This window comes from Micromonospora sp. RHAY321 (genome assembly GCF_023896955.1).
Classification (GTDB): Bacteria; Actinomycetota; Actinomycetes; order Mycobacteriales; family Micromonosporaceae; genus Micromonospora.
Genome location: NZ_JAMHIW010000005.1, coordinates 335,748 through 351,936, shown reverse-complemented (window position 1 = coordinate 351,936; position 16,189 = coordinate 335,748). Strand labels below are relative to the sequence as shown.

The following is a 16,189-nucleotide window of genomic DNA, read 5'->3' as shown; positions in this document are numbered from 1 at the left end:
CGAGCGTAGGTCTCCACCGGGGAAACGGGCGGCCCCGCGCCCGCAGACCCGGGTGCGGTGGGGGAAGACCCCTACCCGCCGTCCGGGCCGGACGCTACCTAAGTGACATCGCACGGCTGACCACTGGCCGATGGCGGGAGCCGACGGCGGCACCAGCATCGGAATCATGGATAACCTGCTCGACCTGCTGCACCAGACGATGTCCTCGCCGTGGGTGTACCTGGCGATCTTCGCAATCGCGGTGCTCGACGGCTTCTTCCCGGTGGTGCCGAGCGAGACGGCGGTGATCACCGCTGGGGTGTTCGCGGCCTCCGGCGCGCCGTACCTGCCCGCGCTGATCCTGGTGGCCGCCGCCGGGGCACTGGTCGGCGACCACGTCTCGTACGCCATCGGTCGCAGCGGTGGCGGGCGGCTGCTCGACCGGCTCCCGCCCGACGGCCGACGTCGGACCGCCGTCGAACGGGCCCGCCGGGGAATCGCCACCCGGGGCGGCCTGATCCTCACCGTCGCCCGCTACGTGCCGGGTGGCCGGACCGCGGTCACCCTCACCATGGGCGCGGTCCACTATCCCCGGCGACGCTTCCTGGCCTTCGACGCGCTCGCCGCCGGCTCGTGGGGGCTCTACTCGGCGCTGGTCGGCTATCTCGGTGGGCTGGCCTTCGAGCAGGACCCGCTGCGTGGCCTGCTGCTCGGGCTGGGTCTCGCGCTGACCGTGACCCTGGTCGTCGAGGTGGTCCGCTGGTTGCTCCGGCGTCGCCGGCCTTCGGCGGCGATGGCGACGACCGGGCCCGTGAGCCGGACACCGGCGCGGTGACGGCGGGTCGGAGCCGTCAGTCGGCCGGCGGGCGCCAGGTGACGCCGTGCAGGAGCTGGCCGGCGCCGAGCCAGGCCACGTTCATCATCCGGGTGGCGGTCCGCTCCGGGTCAGCCTCGGGGTGGTCCGCGAGCCAGTCGGCCAGCGACTCGGTCGCGCCGACCAGCGCGTACGCGACGACCTCCAGGTCGATGGCGGCGATCTCGCGGCCCTCGGCGCGCAGCGCGTGGTCGAGCATCCCGGCGACCACCTCCACCAGCCGTGCCCGCATGGTGGCCAGCTCGCCGGCGAACGGCTGCTCGCCCCGGGCCTGGCGGTAGAGCACGGCCCAACCGTCGCGGTGTGCGCCGACGAAGCCGAAGAACGCCCGCAGCCCCCGCCAGAGCCGTTCATCGGCCGGCAGGTCGGGGGCGGCGGCGCCGGCGATGGCCTGCATCATCCGGGTGCCCTCGCGGTGCAGGCAGGCGACGAAGAGCTCCTCCTTGGTGCCGAGGTACGCGTAGACCATGGGCTTGGAGATGCCCGCGTCCTCCGCGATCTCGTCCATGCTCGCGGCGTGGAAGCCGCGCCGGGAGAAGACCTTGACCGCCGCGTCGAGCATCTGCTGCTCACGGACGGCCCGTGGCAGGCGCTTGAAGGCGGGAGGGGTGGACACCTTGCGAGCATACCTACTCGTGCGTAGGGTTACGCGCGAGTAGCCAAATCTTCCCGGAAGGCGCATCTCATGACTGACTTCGACCCGGCCACCTTCGCCAACGTCGGCCCCAAGGAGTTCGCCCAGCTGGTCAAGTCCACCCCGGACGACAAGATCGCCCAGGTGATGTCCGGTGACCTGCGCGGCAAGATCCTGGGCGAGGTGTTCGGCCGGATGCCGTCGCTGTTCCGCGCGGACCGGGCCGGCTCCACCAACGCCGTCATCCACTGGGTCATCACCGGTCGCCCGGACGGCGGCAGCGACACCTACGAGGTGGTCATCGCCGACGGCAAGTGCGAGGTGAACGAGACCCCGCAGCACGACCCGAAGCTGAGCCTCACCATGGGCCCGGTGGAGTTCCTGAAGATCGTCTCCGGTGGCGCCAACCCCGTGATGATGTTCATGACGGGCAAGCTGAAGGCGAAGGGCGACCTCGGCCTCGCCGCCAACATCGCCAACCTGTTCGACATCCCCAAGGCCTGAGATGACCGAGTTCTCACTCGACCTGACCGAGGAACAGCGGGACCTGCGCGACTGGGTGCACGGCTTCGCCGCCGAGGTCGTGCGCCCGGCCGCCGCCGAGTGGGACGAGCGCGAGGACACCCCGTGGCCGGTGATCCAGGAGGCCGCCAAGGTCGGCCTCTACGGCTTCGAGTTCCTCGCCACCTGCTGGGCCGACCCCACCGGTCTCTCCCTGCCCATCGCCAGCGAGGAACTCTTCTGGGGTGACGCCGGCATCGGCCTGAGCATCTTCGGCACCTCGCTGGCCGTCGCCGCCATCTACGGCGCGGGCACCCCCGACCAGATGGTCGAGTGGGTGCCGCAGTGCTTCGGTGACGTCGACTCGCCGGCCGTCGCCGCGTTCTGCACCAGTGAGCCCGAGGCCGGCTCCGACGTCGGCGCGATGCGGACCAGGGCCGTCTACGACGAGGCCGCCGACGAGTGGGTGCTCAACGGCCAGAAGGCGTACGCCACCAACGGCGGCATCGCCGGGGTGCACGTGGTCACCGCCTCGGTCGACCCCACGCTCGGCTCCCGGGGGCAGGCGGCGTTCGTCGTACCGCCGGGCACTCCCGGCCTGACCGCCACCCGCAAGCTGCGCAAGCTGGGACTGCGCGCGTCGCACACCGCCGACGTCTTCCTCGACGGTGTACGCGTGCCCGGCCGCTGCCTGCTCGGCGGCCGCGACGCCCTGCTGGAACGCCTCGACCGGGCGCGCTCCGGGCAGCGGGCCAGCGGGCAGGCCGCGATGCGCACCTTCGAGCTGTCGCGACCCACGGTGGGCGCGCAGGCGCTCGGCGTGGCCCGGGCCGCCTACGAGTACGCCCTGGACTACGCCAAGGACCGCGTCCAGTTCGGACGACCGATCATCGAGAACCAGGCGGTCGCGTTCGCGCTGGCCGACATGCGGATGGAGATCGACGCGGCGCGGCTGCTGGTCTGGCGGGCCTCCTGGATGGGCCGCAACAACCGCCCCTTCACCGCCGGCGAGGGGTCGATGTCCAAGCTCAAGGCCGGTGAGGTGGCGGTGTCGGTCACCGAGAAGGCCGTGCAGTTGCTCGGTGGTGCCGGTTTCCTGCGCGACCACCCCGTGGAGCGCTGGTACCGGGACGCGAAGATCTACACCATCTTCGAAGGCACCTCCGAGATCCAGCGCCTGGTGATCTCCCGGGCGATCTCCGGGATGCAGATTCGCTGACCGGGCAGGCCCCGGCCGGGTCCGGCGAGCCGGACCCGGCCGGGCGTGCCGGGCGTCCTCCCGCAGGCCGCCCCTGATCCCACGATCCGTGCCGTCTTCGTCACCCCGCGCCGCCGTCGACTGGGCATGACACGGCACCCAGTGCATGATCAAGGAAGACGCCCTGACGGACGGGGAGTCCCCTGCCCGTCCGCGCACCACCCCCGAGGAGGTCTGCGGCATGGACCTGCCGTTCATCATCGCCACGCTGACCCGTCGCGGGCTGCTCACCCCCGGCCGGCCGATCCGGGTCGCCTCCCAGCTCAGCGCCCTGCGCAAATGGGGATGGAGCCTGGCCGGCGAACTACGTCAGGCAGCCGCCCGGGACCCCGGCCGCCCGGCGATCATCGACGAGGACGGCGTCGAGCTGACCTATCAGGATCTGCTCGACCGGGCCGAAAGAATGGCCCGGTCGATGCGGGCGGGGCTCGGCGTACAGGCCGGCGACCGGATCGGCGTGCTCTGCCGCAACCACCACGGGCTGATCGAGACGATCGTCGCGGCCACCCTGCTCGGCGTCGACGCGGTACTGGTCAACACCGGGCTCTCCGCAGCCCAGTTGGCCACCGTCGCCGAGGAGCAGCGGCTCCGGCTGCTGGTGCACGACGACGAGTTCGCCGAGCGCGTCCTCGGGCTCCCCGGCGACCTGCCCCGCCTCGACGAACGCGCCCGTGAGGAACTGGTGGCCGGCGCGCTGCCGGGCGAGCTGCACCCGCCCGAGCGGGACGGCCGGATCATCGTGCTGACCTCCGGCACCACCGGTGCACCCAAGGGTGCCCGCCGCCCCACCCCCAACGGCTTCGGCCCACTGGTGTCCATCATCGACCGCATCCCGCTGCACACCCGCGACCGCGTGATGATCGCCGCACCCATCTTCCACACCTGGGGGTTCGCCGCCCTCCAGGTCTGCTTCGCCCTGCGGGCCACCATCGTGCTCCACCGCCGCTTCGACCCCGCGGCCACGCTCGCCGCCCTGGTGGCACACCGCTGCGACGCGCTGTTCGCCGTACCGGTGATGGTGCAGCGGCTGATGGAGGTGCCCCCGCCGGACCCGCGCCCCCCACTCAAGGTCGTCGCGGTCAGCGGATCCGCCCTGCCCGGCGGCCTGGCACCGAAGTTCATGGACGTCTACGGGGACGTCCTTTACAACCTCTACGGCTCCACCGAGGTCTCCTGGGCCTCCATCGCCGGCCCGGACGACCTGCGCCAGGCGCCCACCACCGCCGGCCGGCCGCCGCACGGCACCCGGCTGAAGATGCTCGACGACGCCGGTCAGCCGGTCCCCGACGGTCGGGTCGGGCGCATCTTCGTCGGCAACGAGATGCTCTTCGAGGGCTACACCTCCGGCAACAGCCGGGAGAGCCGGGACGGCCTGCTCGACACCGGCGACCTCGGCCGACTCAACGCCGACGGGCTGCTCTTCGTCGACGGCCGCGCCGACGACATGATCGTCTCCGGCGGCGAGAACGTCTTCCCGTCCGAGGTGGAGGATCTGATCGCCCGGCTGCCGCAGGTCCGCGAGGCGGCCGTGATCGGCGTACCCGACCCCGAGTACGGCCAGCGGCTGGCCGCGTTCCTCGCCCTGCACCCCGGCGAGACACTCGACCCCGAGGCCGTCCGCGAGTACGTCCGGCACTACCTGGCCCGCTTCTCCGTCCCCCGGGACGTCATCTACGTGAAGTACCTGCCCCGCAACGCCACCGGCAAGGTGCTCAGCCGCGAACTGCGCCGGTACTTCAGCTGACGTCGCCCGCCAAGGGTCAGCCGGGAATCCTGACCCGGCCGTCCACCGCCGCGGCGGCGATGTCGGTGCGGTGCTGCGAACCGGCCAGCCCTACCCCGTCCACCAGCGCGTACGCGGCCGCCCGGGCGGTGGCCAGGTCAGCGCCGGTGGCCGTACCGCAGAGCACCCGGCCGCCCGCGGAGAGCAACGCGCCGTCGCCGGCGCGGCGCGCGGTGCCGGCGTGGATGATGCCCGGCCGGTCCGCGCCGGTGATCACGTCACCGGTACGCGGCGCCGCCGGATAGCCCTCGGCGGCGAGCACCACGGTGACCGCTGCGCCGGGCTGCCAGCGAAGCGGCGGATGCTCGGCCAGCGTGCCGGTGGCCGCCGCGTGCAGCAGCCCACCCAGGGGGGTCTCCAGCAGCGCGAGCACCACCTGCGTCTCCGGATCGCCGAAGCGGGCGTTGAACTCGATCACTCGGGGGCCGGAGGGCGTCATCGCGAGCCCGACGTAGAGCAGGCCGGCGAACGGGGTGCCCCGGCGGCGCATCTCCGCCAGCGTGGGGTGGACCACGTCACGCATGACCTCGTCGACCAGCCCGGCCGGGGCCCAGGGCAGCGGTGCGTACGCCCCCATGCCGCCGGTGTTCGGGCCCGTGTCGCCGTCGCCGATCCGCTTGAAGTCCTGCGCGGGCAGCAGCGGCAGGGCCGCCTCGCCGTCGGTGACCACGAAGAGGCTGACCTCCGGGCCGTCGAGGAACTCCTCGACCACGACCCGGCCACACTCCCGCGCGTGCGCCAACGCCGCCGACCGGTCGTCGGTGACCACCACACCCTTGCCGGCGGCGAGGCCGTCGTCCTTCACCACGTACGGCGCGCCGAACTCGTCCAGCGCCAGCGCGGTGCTCGCCTCGTCCGTGCAGACGTACGCCCGGGCGGTCGGCACACCGGCGGCGGTCATCACGTCCTTCGCGAACGCCTTGGACCCTTCCAGCCGGGCGGCCTCGGCCGAGGGGCCGAACACGGCGATGCCCTTGGCGCGTACGGCGTCGGCGACCCCGGCGACCAGAGGCGCCTCGGGCCCGACCACCACCAGGTCGGCCCCGATCTCCACGGCCAGCGCGGCCACGGCGGCCGGGTCGGTCGGAGTGACCGTCCGCAACTCGGCCACGTCCGCTATCCCCGGGTTACCCGGTGCCGCGATCAGCGCGGCAACAGCCGGATCAGCCGCCAACCGAAGCGCGAGCGCATGCTCCCGCCCCCCACCACCCACCAAAAGAACCCGCACGGTGCCAGATCCTACTGTCCCCACCGCCTCCCCTCGTTGATCATGAAGTTGTTGTCCGCCACCCCGGCGTGTCGGGGCAACAACCTCATGGTCGACGGCGTCGGGTGGCGGCGGCCATCGCCTGGCGGACCGTCCACGGGATGTAGTCGGGACGGAGGGTGTCCGACCAGGTGAAGCGCAGGACGGTCCAGCCTGCGTTGACCAGGCGGTTCTGGCGGCGGCGGTCGGCGAAGACCGCCGCCGGGTTGTCGTGCGTGTCCCGGCCGTCGGCTTCGGCGATGATCCGGTGACCACGCCAGCCGAGGTCCCCGATGCCGAGCAGATAGCCGTCGCCGTCGCGGACCTCGAGTTGGAGCACCTCGGGTGGCACCCGGCCGTCCACGCAACGGAGCCGGGCGCGTGTCTCTAGCGGCGACTGCGCCCGTCCGTCAGCCTCTCCGAGATAGCTACGAGCCGCGACCGCACCCCGCCGCCCGCGGATCAGGCGCGGGACGGAGAGCAGGTCATCGGCCGCTACGAGGCGACGATTCAACGCCGAATCCAGCACGCTCACCGCCGAGAAACGATCAGCGCGCAGGCTGAGGTCGGCGAGGGTCCGGATCGGCTCGGTGGCGACGATTCCGTCCACCCGGACGAGGTGTTCAGGCGGGATGACCAACTGATGGACCACGACCTCCGGGTGGGCGGCCCTGGCCGGCCTGGCGACGGGACCCGGCACCGACAGGTGGATCATCTCGGTGACCCGCATACCCGCCAGCCCGTGCAGCTCCGCGGCCGTTGCGAGCACCGCGGCGGACGCCGGGCCGAAGGAGGTCACCGCCGCCCTGATCCGCGCTCGCCGAGGCACCCCGTCATACAGGTCGGCATCCACGAGATAACTCCCGCGCGCCACAACGCGCCAGCGGCCCGCCCGACAGAACCGCTGCACCTCGTGCGTAGTCAGGCCCGCTACTCGCGCCTGCCCAAGCGTCACAATCCCGTCCTGTGCGGCCGCAACCCGCCGCACAACGTCCAAGGCGTCCACCAGCCCACCCTGACCGAACCCAAAACCCCCATGCACCCCCTGTGGACAACCCCCGCCCCCTGTGGATAACCCGGATCGCCCGCCGGTTGATCATGAAGTTATTGCCGCGACACGCCGAGGTGGCGGGCAATAACTTCATGATCAACGCGGGGTGAAGCGGGCCGTGCGGGGCCGGAGGGGGCCGGGGGCCGGGGGCCGGGGTGGGTTAGGGGAGGAGGGGGTGGAGGAGGACGTTTTCGTCTCGGCCTGGGCCTACGCCTACGACGCTCACCCTGGTGTTGCAGAGTTCCTCTACGCGGGCGATGTAGCGGCGGGCGTTCTCTGGCAGGTCGTCCGCGCTTCTGGCCTTGGTGATGTCCTCCCACCAGCCGTCGAGTTCCTCGTAGACGGGCTTGGCGTGGTGGAAGTCGGTCTGGCTCATCGGCATGTCGTCGACCCGGACGCCGTTGATCTCGTAGCCGACGCAGATCGGCACCTTGGGCAGCCCGGTGAGGACGTCCAGCTTGGTGATGACCAGGTCGGTGACGCCGTTGAGGCGGCAGGCGTACCGGGCGACCACGGCGTCGAACCAGCCGCAGCGGCGCTCACGGCCGGTGGTGGTGCCGTACTCCGCGCCGATCTTGCGCAGGTGCGCGCCGTTGGCGTCGAACAGTTCCGTCGGGAACGGGCCCGCGCCGACCCGCGTGGTGTACGCCTTGCTGACCGCGATCACCTTGTTGATGGCGGTCGGCGGGATGCCGGCGCCCACGCAGGCGCCGCCGGCGGTCGGGTTGGACGAGGTCACGAAGGGGTACGTGCCGTGGTCCATGTCGAGCATGGTGGCCTGGGCGCCCTCCAGCAGCACCGTGTCGCCCCGGTCCAGGGCGTCCCAGAGCATGGCCCGGGTCTCCGCGATGTACGGCTTGAGCCGTTCCGCGTACTCCAGGTACTCCTCGACGGTCGCCTCGAGGTCGATCGCCTTGCGGTTGTAGACCTTGAACAGGATCTGGTTCTTCTCGCGCAGCGCGAGTTCCAGCTTCTTCCGCAGGATGCCCGGGTCGAGCAGGTCCTGGAGCCGGATGCCGATCCGGGCGACCTTGTCGCCGTACGCCGGGCCGATGCCCCGGCCGGTGGTCCCGATCCGGGACGAACCGAGGTAGCGCTCGATCACCCGGTCCAGCGCCCGGTGGTGCGGCATGATCAGGTGCGCGTCACCGGAGATCCGCAGACGGGACACGTCGACGCCACGCTCGGCCAGGCCGTCGATCTCGGCGAGCAGCACCTTCGGGTCGACCACCACACCGTTGCCGATGACGATCATCGCGTTGGGCGAGAGCGCGCCGGAGGGCATCAGGTGCAGCGCGTACTTCTGGCCGTCCGGGGTGATCACCGTGTGGCCGGCGTTGTTGCCGCCGGAGTAGCGCACGACGTAGTCGACCCGCTCACCCAGCAGGTCGGTAACCTTGCCCTTGCCCTCGTCGCCCCACTGAGCGCCGATGAGCACGATCGCTGGCATCTTTTCCGCCTCCAGAAGGCTCGGGTGCCAGGTGGCGACCGGTTGGCGAGCCCGGGGTGTCAGGTTAACAAGTAGTGACGGCGCGGCCGGCAGGGGTCGCGGCGAGAGGCAGGAGGCTCTTTCCGTGTACGACGTGGTGCTGCTCACCCTCGGTTCGGAGCGGGACGCTCCCGGGGGCTGCGGCAGCGGCGGGGCCTGCTGCGGCGGCGCGACCGATGCCGACACCAACCCGGGGACAGAGGCCCGCGACAGGGACGGGTGCGCCACCGAGCGACCCCGCGTACCGGTGCTGGCCTGCGCTGACGCGCTGAACGCCCGGGGTGCCCGGGTGCAGACGGTCACCGCCCGTTCGAACGCGGAGATCGACGAGGTGTTGGCGCAGCTCGACGGCCCGCCCCGCCCGGACGGCCTCACCTGGCCGGACCTGGACGGCAAGACCCGCCTGGTCGTGGCCACGGCCAGCGACGCCCAGTTGCGCGCCGTGCTGCGCCGGCTGGTCCGGCGGTACGCGCCAGCGCCGAGTCGCCGTCCGGCGGACCTGCCCGGTGACCGGACCGTGCCCGACCTGCCGCCGGTGGCCGTACTCCCGCTCGACCCGGCGCGCGGCGGCGCCCACCGGGATCTGGCCGCGCAGCTCGGGCTGCCCCGCGACCCGGCGGCGGTGGCCGCCGCGGTGCTGGACGGCACGCCACGCCGGCTGGACCTGCTGCGCAACGACGGCGGCTCGGTGACCCTGGACGGCGCTCTGCTCGGTGCCGCCGACGACGCCGGTCGGCCGCTGCACTGGCGTGCCCGCGTGGAGGTGGACGACACCGTCCTCACCAACGGTGACGAACCGCTGTCGGCGTGCGCCATCGGCAACGCCGGCGGGTACGCCCGGCTCGACGACGTGGCCCTCCTGGCGGCGCCGGACCCGGCCGACGGCCAGGTCGAGGTCGCGGTGGCGGTGCCGGTGGTCGTCCGCTCGCCGCTGGGCAGGAAGCGGGTACGCCTGGAGGTGCGGCGGGCTCGCGGGCGCGCCGTGTCGGTGCTGCCCAGGGAGGGAAAGGTGCCCTACCTCGACGACGGCGTCGAGGGCGAGCTGACCCGGAAGCGGTCCTGGTGGATCGAGCCGGGCGCCTGGGCGGTGTGGTCGATCTGACCCCGGCTGCGCCGGCCGGCCCTCGTCGGCTGGTGGGCCTATCCTCGCAGGAGGACTGGGGAGGCCGTAATGGACGACAAAGCCGACCGGGCGCAGGTGCCCGGCCAGCAGCCGGTGCCGGAGCGGGACATCGAACCACTCTGGCCATCTGATCCAGCCGATCCCGGCGCGGGCGGTGCCGTGCCGCCGTGGGCGTCGGTGGCCAACCGGCCGGCGAGACCGTCGTCGGCCGGGGACTCGTCGCCCGTTCTGCCGCCGGTGGCCGCACCGGGCACGGGCGGTCCGGCGGTCCCCTGGCAACCTGGGGCACCGGCCGCGGCGCCGCCGTCGCCGGCCGACTACCCGTCTCTCACCGGTGCGGTGCCGCCTCCGGGCGGCTGGGGGGTCACCGGCCCGTCCGCCACCGGGTCGGGCTGGGCCCCGCCGCAGCCGAGTTGGACGCCGCCGGCCGACCCGCCGACACCCGACGCTCCCGGCCCGACGGCCGCTGACGCCCCGCCGACTCCGGACGCCGTTTCCGGCCCGCCGACGACCGACTCCGCCGCGAACGGCGCGGTGGTCGCTGCCGCCGGTCCGCAGGGCAGGTCGACCGAGCCTGCCGGCGGCGAGATGGCCGGCGCAGCCGCGGACGAGTCGGCTCGCAGCGCCACCGGGACCTCCGGAGGCACCGGAGCCACCGGCGGCCCGCCGGGCATCGCCTCCGCGCCGACGAACAACTCACCTGAAGCGGCGTCCGAGCCGGCAGCGGGCCCCGGGCCGTGGGCACCCGCCCCGGCGGTGGCGCCGGGGCAGGCCGGTGATCAGGCTGTTCCCGCGCCGCCGATCGTGCCGGGCGGCGTCGACCTGGATCAGCCGTTCACCCTGGACCGCCCGGCGGCGGCCGTGCCCGTCGAGCGCCCCGCCACCGCCGATGCCGCAGCGGCCGATCCGGTGGCGACCCCGGACGGCGAGACCGGCACCGGTGAGGACGGCCCCGCCGTGCCAACGGCGCGGCCGACCACGGAGTCGCCCTGGGCGTATCCGCCGCAGCGACCGGCCGGCACGTCGGGACCGGCCCGCGACGAGACTGCCGCCGCACCGCCCATCCCGGCTCCGCCCGGCCCGCCGCAATCCGGCGGCCCGACCCCGCACGCCGGCCCCGGCACGACGTACTCGGGGCAGACCTACTCGGGGCAGACGTACGCCGGGGCGACCCCGGGCCAGACCGGTCCGACGCCGATCCCGCCCCCACCGGACGTGCCCCAGTTCGGCCCGCCGAACAACCCGGTGCCGCAGCAGAGTGCGCCGGTGGCCCCGCCGGGGCCGTTCCCGCCGTCGCCGGGCTGGTACCCGCCGCCCTGGCAGCAGGGCACGCCCGGGGCCACGCCGCCGCCGCAGCAGTACCAGGAGGCCGAGGGGGTGACCCGGGTGCCGTCCACCGGCTATCCGGACGCCACCTGGACACCGGAGACCACGGCGGCGCCCACCGCCGAGGACTTCGCCCGGCGTCGGCAGGTACGGCCCGCCGACCCGGTCGCCACCATGGGCGTACGCGCGGTCGTCAACAAGATGGGCCTGCTCCGCCTGGCTCCCGGCCGTCAGGAGCAGGAGCTCAAGCGGGACATCGAGATGGTGCGCCGCAACTTCGGCGGGCTGCGGCAGGTGACCGTGGTCAACCCGAAGGGTGGTGCCGGCAAGACGGTGGCCATCCTGCTGCTCGCGATGACGTTCGGGCAGAAGCGCGGTGGCTACGTGCTGGCCTGGGACAACAACGAGACGCAGGGCACCCTCGGGATGCGTGCCCAGCAGGACTTCCACTCGCGCACGGTGCGGGACATGCTGCGTGACCTCGGTCAGTTCCAGGGCGCGCACGGACGGGTCGGCGACCTGTCGCAGTACGTCCGCTCGCAGGGCGAGGGCATGTTCGACGTGCTGGCCTCGGACGAGTCGGCCACCGGCGGCGAGATGCTCACGGCGGCCGCGTTCGCGGAGATCCGGGAGGTCGTCAGCCGGTTCTACAAGCTGATCTTCGTGGACACCGGTAACAACGTCCGGGCGCAGAACTGGCAGGCCTCGATGGACGCCACCGACCAACTGGTCGTCACCATGTCGGCCCGGAACGACTCGGCGGAGACCGCCGCGCGGATGCTGGACCACCTGGAGCAGAGCGGCCGGCAGAGGCTGGTCCGGCAGGCGGTGACGGTGGTGTCGATGCCGCCGTCCCGCAAGGAGATCGACCTGCCGGCCATCCAGGAGCACTTCGCCGCCCGGACCCGGGCGGTGCTGCTGGCGCCGTACGAGCGACTCATCGACAGTGGCGAGCCGATCCGGTACGGCGGGCTCTCCTCGGCCACCCGGGACGCCTGGCTGAAGATCGCCGCCGCGGTCGCCGAAGGGCTGTGACCCGCCGACGGCCGGCCCGGCGTGCGTGCCGGACCGGCCGTCGGGACGGGTCTCAGTTGCTGGCCAGGGCGTCCGCCGCCGCCGGGTCGCAGTCGCGGAGGAACTGGGCGCAGCGGGCCGCCTCGTCGGCCTCGCCGATCTCGTCGGCGGCCCGGGACAGCACGTACAGGCAGCGGAGGAAGCCGCGGTTCGGCTCGTGCGACCACGGCACCGGGCCGTGACCCTTCCAGCCACTGCGGCGCAACTGGTCCAGCCCACGGTGGTAGCCGGTGCGCGCGTACGCGTACGCCGTCACCACCTGGCCCTGCGCGAACGCCCGCGCCGCGAGCTCCGCCCAGGCCGCGCTGTAGGTCGGGAAGCGGGCCGCCACCTCGGCGTACGCCTCGTCGGTGCCGGCCGCCTCGGCGGCAGCCAGGGCGGCGTCAGCCTCGTCGTTCGCCGGGAGGAGGGTGGCCGGTGGCTCTGGCAAAAGGTTCTGCATCGCCCCATTCAACCCGCTGGACAGTGCGACACGCGAGCGGGTCGGCCGACGCGTTCGGCTGAACGGCTGAGGGTTTGGTCACGCCTGCGGCCTATGCCGCCGCCAGGTGTTTTCCACTACAACTAATGGTCCGGAGCCTCCCCAGGACCCGGTTAGGCAGGAGCCCGGTGGCCACGGTCACCGGGCTCCTGTTCGTTGCGACCCTGGCCCGGGGTTTGGCCGGCCTCGCCCGACGGGCAGGATGGCCGGGTGCCGACCCCACCTCCCGCGGACGTCATCGAGCCGCACCTGCACACCGACGAGATCCAGACCCGGGACGAGTTCGACCGGCAACTGGCCACCGCCCGCCTGACCGGGCTGACCGTGCAGGGGCTACGCCTCGACCTGGCCCCGGTGCCCGACCTGACCGGCGTCGAGGTCACCGGCACCCTCTTCGTGGGCTGCCGCTTCGCGTCCCGGGACGTCGGCGCCGACCTGGTCCGGCGCGGCGCGAACGTGGTGCCGCCCTTCTCCGGGCTGCCGTACCCGACCCAGCCGGCGCACCTCTACACCCCCGAGGACCTGGCCGCCGGGTTCGCCGAGGGCGGGTTCACCGGCATGTACGACACCAGGGTGTACGAGCACTACCGGGCGCACGGCGGCGCGCTGCCGGACGTCAAGGAGGCGCTCGGTCAGCGGCTGCACGACCACGGGGTGGACAACGCCCTCGCCGACGCGACCCGTGCCTGGCTGGTCGCACACGGGCCGCAGTCGGTGGTGGGCATCATGGGCGGTCACGCGGTGCGGCGCGGCAGCCCGGCGTACCGGATGGCGGCCGTGCTGGGTTGGGAGCTGGCCCGGGCCGACCGGCTGGTGGTGACCGGCGGCGGCCCCGGGGTGATGGAGGCGGCGAACCTCGGCGCCTACCTGGCGGACCAGCCGGCGGCGGAGTTGACGGCGGCGATCGACCTGCTGGCCACCGCGCCCGACTTCACCGACCACCACCGCTACACCGCCACGGCGCTGGCGGTCCGGCAGCGGTACACGGGCGTGCCCCGGCAGCGCGGCACCGACGCGGGATGGGCGCGGGCCGGTGGGCTGGCCATCCCGACCTGGCTGTACGGGCACGAGCCGGCGAACCTGTTCGCGGGGCGGATCGCCAAGTACTTTTCGAACGCCATCCGGGAGGACACCATCCTGCGGCTCGCCCGGGGCGGCATCGTCTTCGCTCCGGGGCGGGCGGGCACCGTGCAGGAGGTGTTCCAGGCGGCCACCAAGACCTACTACGGCACCGACGGGGCGAGTGGGGCGTACGTCTTCCTGGACCGGGCGTACTGGACGCAGGAGTTGCCGGTGGAGGCGTTGCTGCGCCCGCTGCTGGCCGCATCCCCGTTCGGCGACCTGTCGTCGACGATCCACCTGACCGACGACGTGCGGGAGGCCGTACGGCTGCTCACCGCGTCGTCCTGACGACACGACGACGGCCGGCCCCTGCAGGGGAGCCGGCCGTCGGTGGGACGTCGTTACTTGGACATCGAGGTGCCGGTCGAACGCAGGTGCTCGCACGCCTCGACGACCCGGGCGGCCAGGCCGGCCTCGGCGGCCTTGCCCCAGGTACGCGGGTCGTACTGCTTCTTGTTGCCGACCTCGCCGTCGATCTTCAGCACGCCGTCGTAGTTGCGCAGCATGTGGTCGGCGACGGGCCGGGTGAAGGCGTACTGGGTGTCGGTGTCGATGTTCATCTTCACCACGCCGTAGTCCAGCGCCTCGCGGATCTCGCTCAGCAGGGAGCCCGAGCCGCCGTGGAAGACCAGGCTGAGCGGCTTGTCCTTGCCGTACTTGGCACCGACCGCGTCCTGGATCTGCTTGAGGATCTCCGGGCGCAGCTTGACGTTGCCCGGCTTGTAGACGCCGTGCACGTTGCCGAAGGTCAGCGCCGCCATGTAGCGGCCCTTCTCGCCGAGGCCGAGCGCCTCGACCATGGCCAGGCCGTCCTCGACGGTGGTGTAGAGCTTGTCGTTGATGGCGTTCTCGACGCCGTCCTCCTCGCCACCGACGACGCCGACCTCGATCTCAAGGACGATCTTGCCCTTGGCGGCCTCGTCGAGCAGTTGGGAGGCGATCTGCAGGTTCTCCGCCACCGGCACCGCGGAGCCGTCCCACATGTGCGACTGGTACAGCGGCTGCTCGCCGCGCTTCACCCGCTCCTGCGAGATGCCCATCAGCGGCCGGACGAACCCGTCCAGCTTGTCCTTCGGGCAGTGGTCGGTGTGCAGCGCGATGTTGACCGGGTACTTCTTGGCCACCTCGTGCGCGTACGCGGCGAACGCCACCGCGCCGGTGACCATGTCCTTGATCGACGGACCGCTGAGGTACTCGGCGCCACCGGTGGAGACCTGGATGATGCCGTCGCTCTCCGCGTCGGCGAAGCCCTTGAGCGCCGCGTTCAGCGTCTGGGAGGAGGTCACGTTGATCGCGGGGTACGCGTACCGGCCAGCCTTGGCCCGGTCCAGCATCTCCGCGTAAGCCTCGGGGGAAGCGATGGGCATGTCGAACGCTCCTTACTTACCACTCTCGGCCGTGCTGGCCGCTGTTGTTCATGGGTGCGCCGGACCGCGCTGTCCTCCGCGGGCAGTATCCCGTAGGTGAGGTGTGCAGGAGAAACCGCCCCGGGTGCTGGCCGAGATTCCGATCACCGGTCGTCCAGGCGGTCCGGCACGATGACGCTGATCAGCCAGGTGACCACGGTCATCACGATCGCTCCCCAGAACGCCGCCCAGAAACCGTCCACCTGGAACGGCAGGTCGAGCCCGCGGGCGATCCGGTCGGTGAGCAGGAAGAGCAGCGCGTTGACCACCAGCGCGAACAGGCCCAGGGTCAGCAGGTAGAAGACACAACCGACCACCCTGATGATCGGTTTGAGCACCGCGTTGATCACGCCGAAGATCAGCGCCACCACGATCAGCGTGAGCACGGTGTTGCCACCCGAGCGGCCGTGCACGTCGACCCCGGGCACGATCAGCGTGGTTATCCACAACGCGACCGCGGTGATCGCCAGCCGGATGAGGAAGCCCACGGCCCCATCCTGGCACCGGGTCACGCCGCCGAGGGTTGATTCCGCCGACTCGGCTTCCCGGCGCGGCACCGGCACACCCCGTACGGTGGGTGGGAACCGTGCACCGAGCCCCGGGAGGGACGATGGGTCAGCCCGATGAGGACTTCACCCCCGGCGACCACCTCGACGCGGACGAACGCGATCCCGAGGCGGAGCCGGCCGACGCGGTCGAGCAGGCCACGGTGGTCGGCCCCGCCGACGCCGACGCCGAGCCGCACCGCGGCCTGGAAGTCGGCGACTGGGACGCCATGGAGCAGGCCCGGGTGGTCAGCGGAGACGAGGACGACTACCGCTGACCCCGCAGCCCGGCCGGAG

The 16,189-nt window shown here is 72.6% G+C and carries 15 protein-coding genes; 8 read left to right on the top strand and 7 right to left on the bottom strand.

What is annotated here, in order from left to right; all coding sequences use genetic code 11:
- The first annotated feature begins 166 nt into the window (after nucleotides 1-166).
- Nucleotides 167-814, top strand: coding sequence for a DedA family protein (locus M8C17_RS15165; protein ID WP_252417083.1), 648 nt, complete (start codon nucleotides 167-169; stop codon nucleotides 812-814).
- Between the two features lie 16 nt (nucleotides 815-830).
- Here the strand turns inward: M8C17_RS15165 and M8C17_RS15160 are convergent, their stop codons facing one another.
- Nucleotides 831-1,469, bottom strand: a complete 639-nt coding sequence (locus M8C17_RS15160; RefSeq protein WP_252417082.1) for a TetR/AcrR family transcriptional regulator — start codon at nucleotides 1,467-1,469, stop codon at nucleotides 831-833.
- A gap of 69 nt (nucleotides 1,470-1,538) precedes the next feature.
- Here M8C17_RS15160 and M8C17_RS15155 point away from each other — a divergent pair, with 69 nt between their 5' ends.
- The 3 genes from M8C17_RS15155 (at nucleotide 1,539) to M8C17_RS15145 (ending at nucleotide 4,990) form a co-directional block, all read left to right on the top strand.
- Nucleotides 1,539-1,991, top strand: a complete 453-nt coding sequence (locus tag M8C17_RS15155; protein ID WP_252417081.1) for an SCP2 sterol-binding domain-containing protein — start codon at nucleotides 1,539-1,541, stop codon at nucleotides 1,989-1,991.
- A 1-nt stretch (nucleotide 1,992) separates the two neighbouring features.
- Nucleotides 1,993-3,207, top strand: a complete 1,215-nt coding sequence (locus M8C17_RS15150; RefSeq protein ID WP_252417080.1) for an acyl-CoA dehydrogenase family protein — start codon at nucleotides 1,993-1,995, stop codon at nucleotides 3,205-3,207.
- 220 nt (nucleotides 3,208-3,427) lie between these two features.
- Nucleotides 3,428-4,990 carry an AMP-binding protein gene (locus M8C17_RS15145; RefSeq protein ID WP_252417158.1) on the top strand — a complete coding sequence of 521 codons (1,563 nt, stop codon included), beginning with the start codon at nucleotides 3,428-3,430 and terminating at the stop codon, nucleotides 4,988-4,990.
- A 16-nt stretch (nucleotides 4,991-5,006) separates the two neighbouring features.
- Here M8C17_RS15145 and purD read toward each other — a convergent pair whose 3' ends face one another.
- From purD to M8C17_RS15130, 3 genes are all read right to left on the bottom strand, one after another.
- Entirely contained in the window at nucleotides 5,007-6,257 is a 1,251-nt protein-coding gene (gene purD / locus M8C17_RS15140) for a phosphoribosylamine--glycine ligase (RefSeq protein ID WP_252417079.1), read from the bottom strand.
- 85 nt (nucleotides 6,258-6,342) lie between these two features.
- On the bottom strand, nucleotides 6,343-7,263 hold the full coding sequence (locus tag M8C17_RS15135; RefSeq protein ID WP_374558430.1) for a type IV toxin-antitoxin system AbiEi family antitoxin domain-containing protein: 921 nt from the start codon (nucleotides 7,261-7,263) through the stop codon (nucleotides 6,343-6,345).
- 223 nt (nucleotides 7,264-7,486) lie between these two features.
- Nucleotides 7,487-8,776: an adenylosuccinate synthase gene (locus tag M8C17_RS15130; RefSeq protein ID WP_252417077.1), complete on the bottom strand. Its 1,290-nt coding sequence runs from the start codon at nucleotides 8,774-8,776 to the stop codon at nucleotides 7,487-7,489.
- A gap of 124 nt (nucleotides 8,777-8,900) precedes the next feature.
- On the opposite strand from M8C17_RS15130, the gene M8C17_RS15125 reads away from it, so the two are divergent.
- Together M8C17_RS15125 and M8C17_RS15120 are read left to right on the top strand one after the other, a co-directional pair.
- Nucleotides 8,901-9,917 carry a hypothetical protein gene (locus M8C17_RS15125; RefSeq protein WP_252417076.1) on the top strand — a complete coding sequence of 339 codons (1,017 nt, stop codon included), beginning with the start codon at nucleotides 8,901-8,903 and terminating at the stop codon, nucleotides 9,915-9,917.
- Nucleotides 9,918-9,986: 69 nt separating this feature from the next.
- On the top strand, nucleotides 9,987-12,299 hold the full coding sequence (locus tag M8C17_RS15120) for a chromosome partitioning protein (protein WP_252417075.1): 2,313 nt from the start codon (nucleotides 9,987-9,989) through the stop codon (nucleotides 12,297-12,299).
- A 52-nt stretch (nucleotides 12,300-12,351) separates the two neighbouring features.
- Here M8C17_RS15120 and M8C17_RS15115 read toward each other — a convergent pair whose 3' ends face one another.
- Nucleotides 12,352-12,780 carry a DUF3151 domain-containing protein gene (locus M8C17_RS15115; protein ID WP_252417074.1) on the bottom strand — a complete coding sequence of 143 codons (429 nt, stop codon included), beginning with the start codon at nucleotides 12,778-12,780 and terminating at the stop codon, nucleotides 12,352-12,354.
- A gap of 249 nt (nucleotides 12,781-13,029) precedes the next feature.
- On the opposite strand from M8C17_RS15115, the gene M8C17_RS15110 reads away from it, so the two are divergent.
- Nucleotides 13,030-14,229, top strand: coding sequence for an LOG family protein (locus tag M8C17_RS15110; RefSeq protein WP_252417073.1), 1,200 nt, complete (start codon nucleotides 13,030-13,032; stop codon nucleotides 14,227-14,229).
- Nucleotides 14,230-14,282: 53 nt separating this feature from the next.
- On the opposite strand, the gene fbaA is transcribed toward M8C17_RS15110, so the two are convergent.
- Nucleotides 14,283-15,308, bottom strand: a complete 1,026-nt coding sequence (gene fbaA, locus M8C17_RS15105; protein ID WP_252417072.1) for a class II fructose-bisphosphate aldolase — start codon at nucleotides 15,306-15,308, stop codon at nucleotides 14,283-14,285.
- A 143-nt stretch (nucleotides 15,309-15,451) separates the two neighbouring features.
- Nucleotides 15,452-15,835 carry a phage holin family protein gene (locus M8C17_RS15100; protein ID WP_252417071.1) on the bottom strand — a complete coding sequence of 128 codons (384 nt, stop codon included), beginning with the start codon at nucleotides 15,833-15,835 and terminating at the stop codon, nucleotides 15,452-15,454.
- A 122-nt stretch (nucleotides 15,836-15,957) separates the two neighbouring features.
- On the opposite strand from M8C17_RS15100, the gene M8C17_RS15095 reads away from it, so the two are divergent.
- Entirely contained in the window at nucleotides 15,958-16,170 is a 213-nt protein-coding gene (locus M8C17_RS15095; RefSeq protein ID WP_252417070.1) for a hypothetical protein, read from the top strand.
- Nucleotides 16,171-16,189: the final 19 nt, after the last annotated feature.

What these genes read in the sequence shown, in the direction of transcription:
- fbaA (WP_252417072.1), bottom strand. Translation starts at nt 15,308, where the DNA reads ATGCCCATCGCTTCCCCCGAGGCTTACGCGGAGATGCTGGACCGGGCC.
- M8C17_RS15095 (WP_252417070.1), top strand. Translation starts at nt 15,958, where the DNA reads ATGGGTCAGCCCGATGAGGACTTCACCCCCGGCGACCACCTCGACGCG.
- M8C17_RS15150 (WP_252417080.1), top strand. Translation starts at nt 1,993, where the DNA reads ATGACCGAGTTCTCACTCGACCTGACCGAGGAACAGCGGGACCTGCGC.
- M8C17_RS15115 (WP_252417074.1), bottom strand. Translation starts at nt 12,780, where the DNA reads ATGCAGAACCTTTTGCCAGAGCCACCGGCCACCCTCCTCCCGGCGAAC.
- M8C17_RS15145 (WP_252417158.1), top strand. Translation starts at nt 3,428, where the DNA reads ATGGACCTGCCGTTCATCATCGCCACGCTGACCCGTCGCGGGCTGCTC.
- M8C17_RS15120 (WP_252417075.1), top strand. Translation starts at nt 9,987, where the DNA reads ATGGACGACAAAGCCGACCGGGCGCAGGTGCCCGGCCAGCAGCCGGTG.
- M8C17_RS15155 (WP_252417081.1), top strand. Translation starts at nt 1,539, where the DNA reads ATGACTGACTTCGACCCGGCCACCTTCGCCAACGTCGGCCCCAAGGAG.
- M8C17_RS15130 (WP_252417077.1), bottom strand. Translation starts at nt 8,776, where the DNA reads ATGCCAGCGATCGTGCTCATCGGCGCTCAGTGGGGCGACGAGGGCAAG.
- M8C17_RS15165 (WP_252417083.1), top strand. Translation starts at nt 167, where the DNA reads ATGGATAACCTGCTCGACCTGCTGCACCAGACGATGTCCTCGCCGTGG.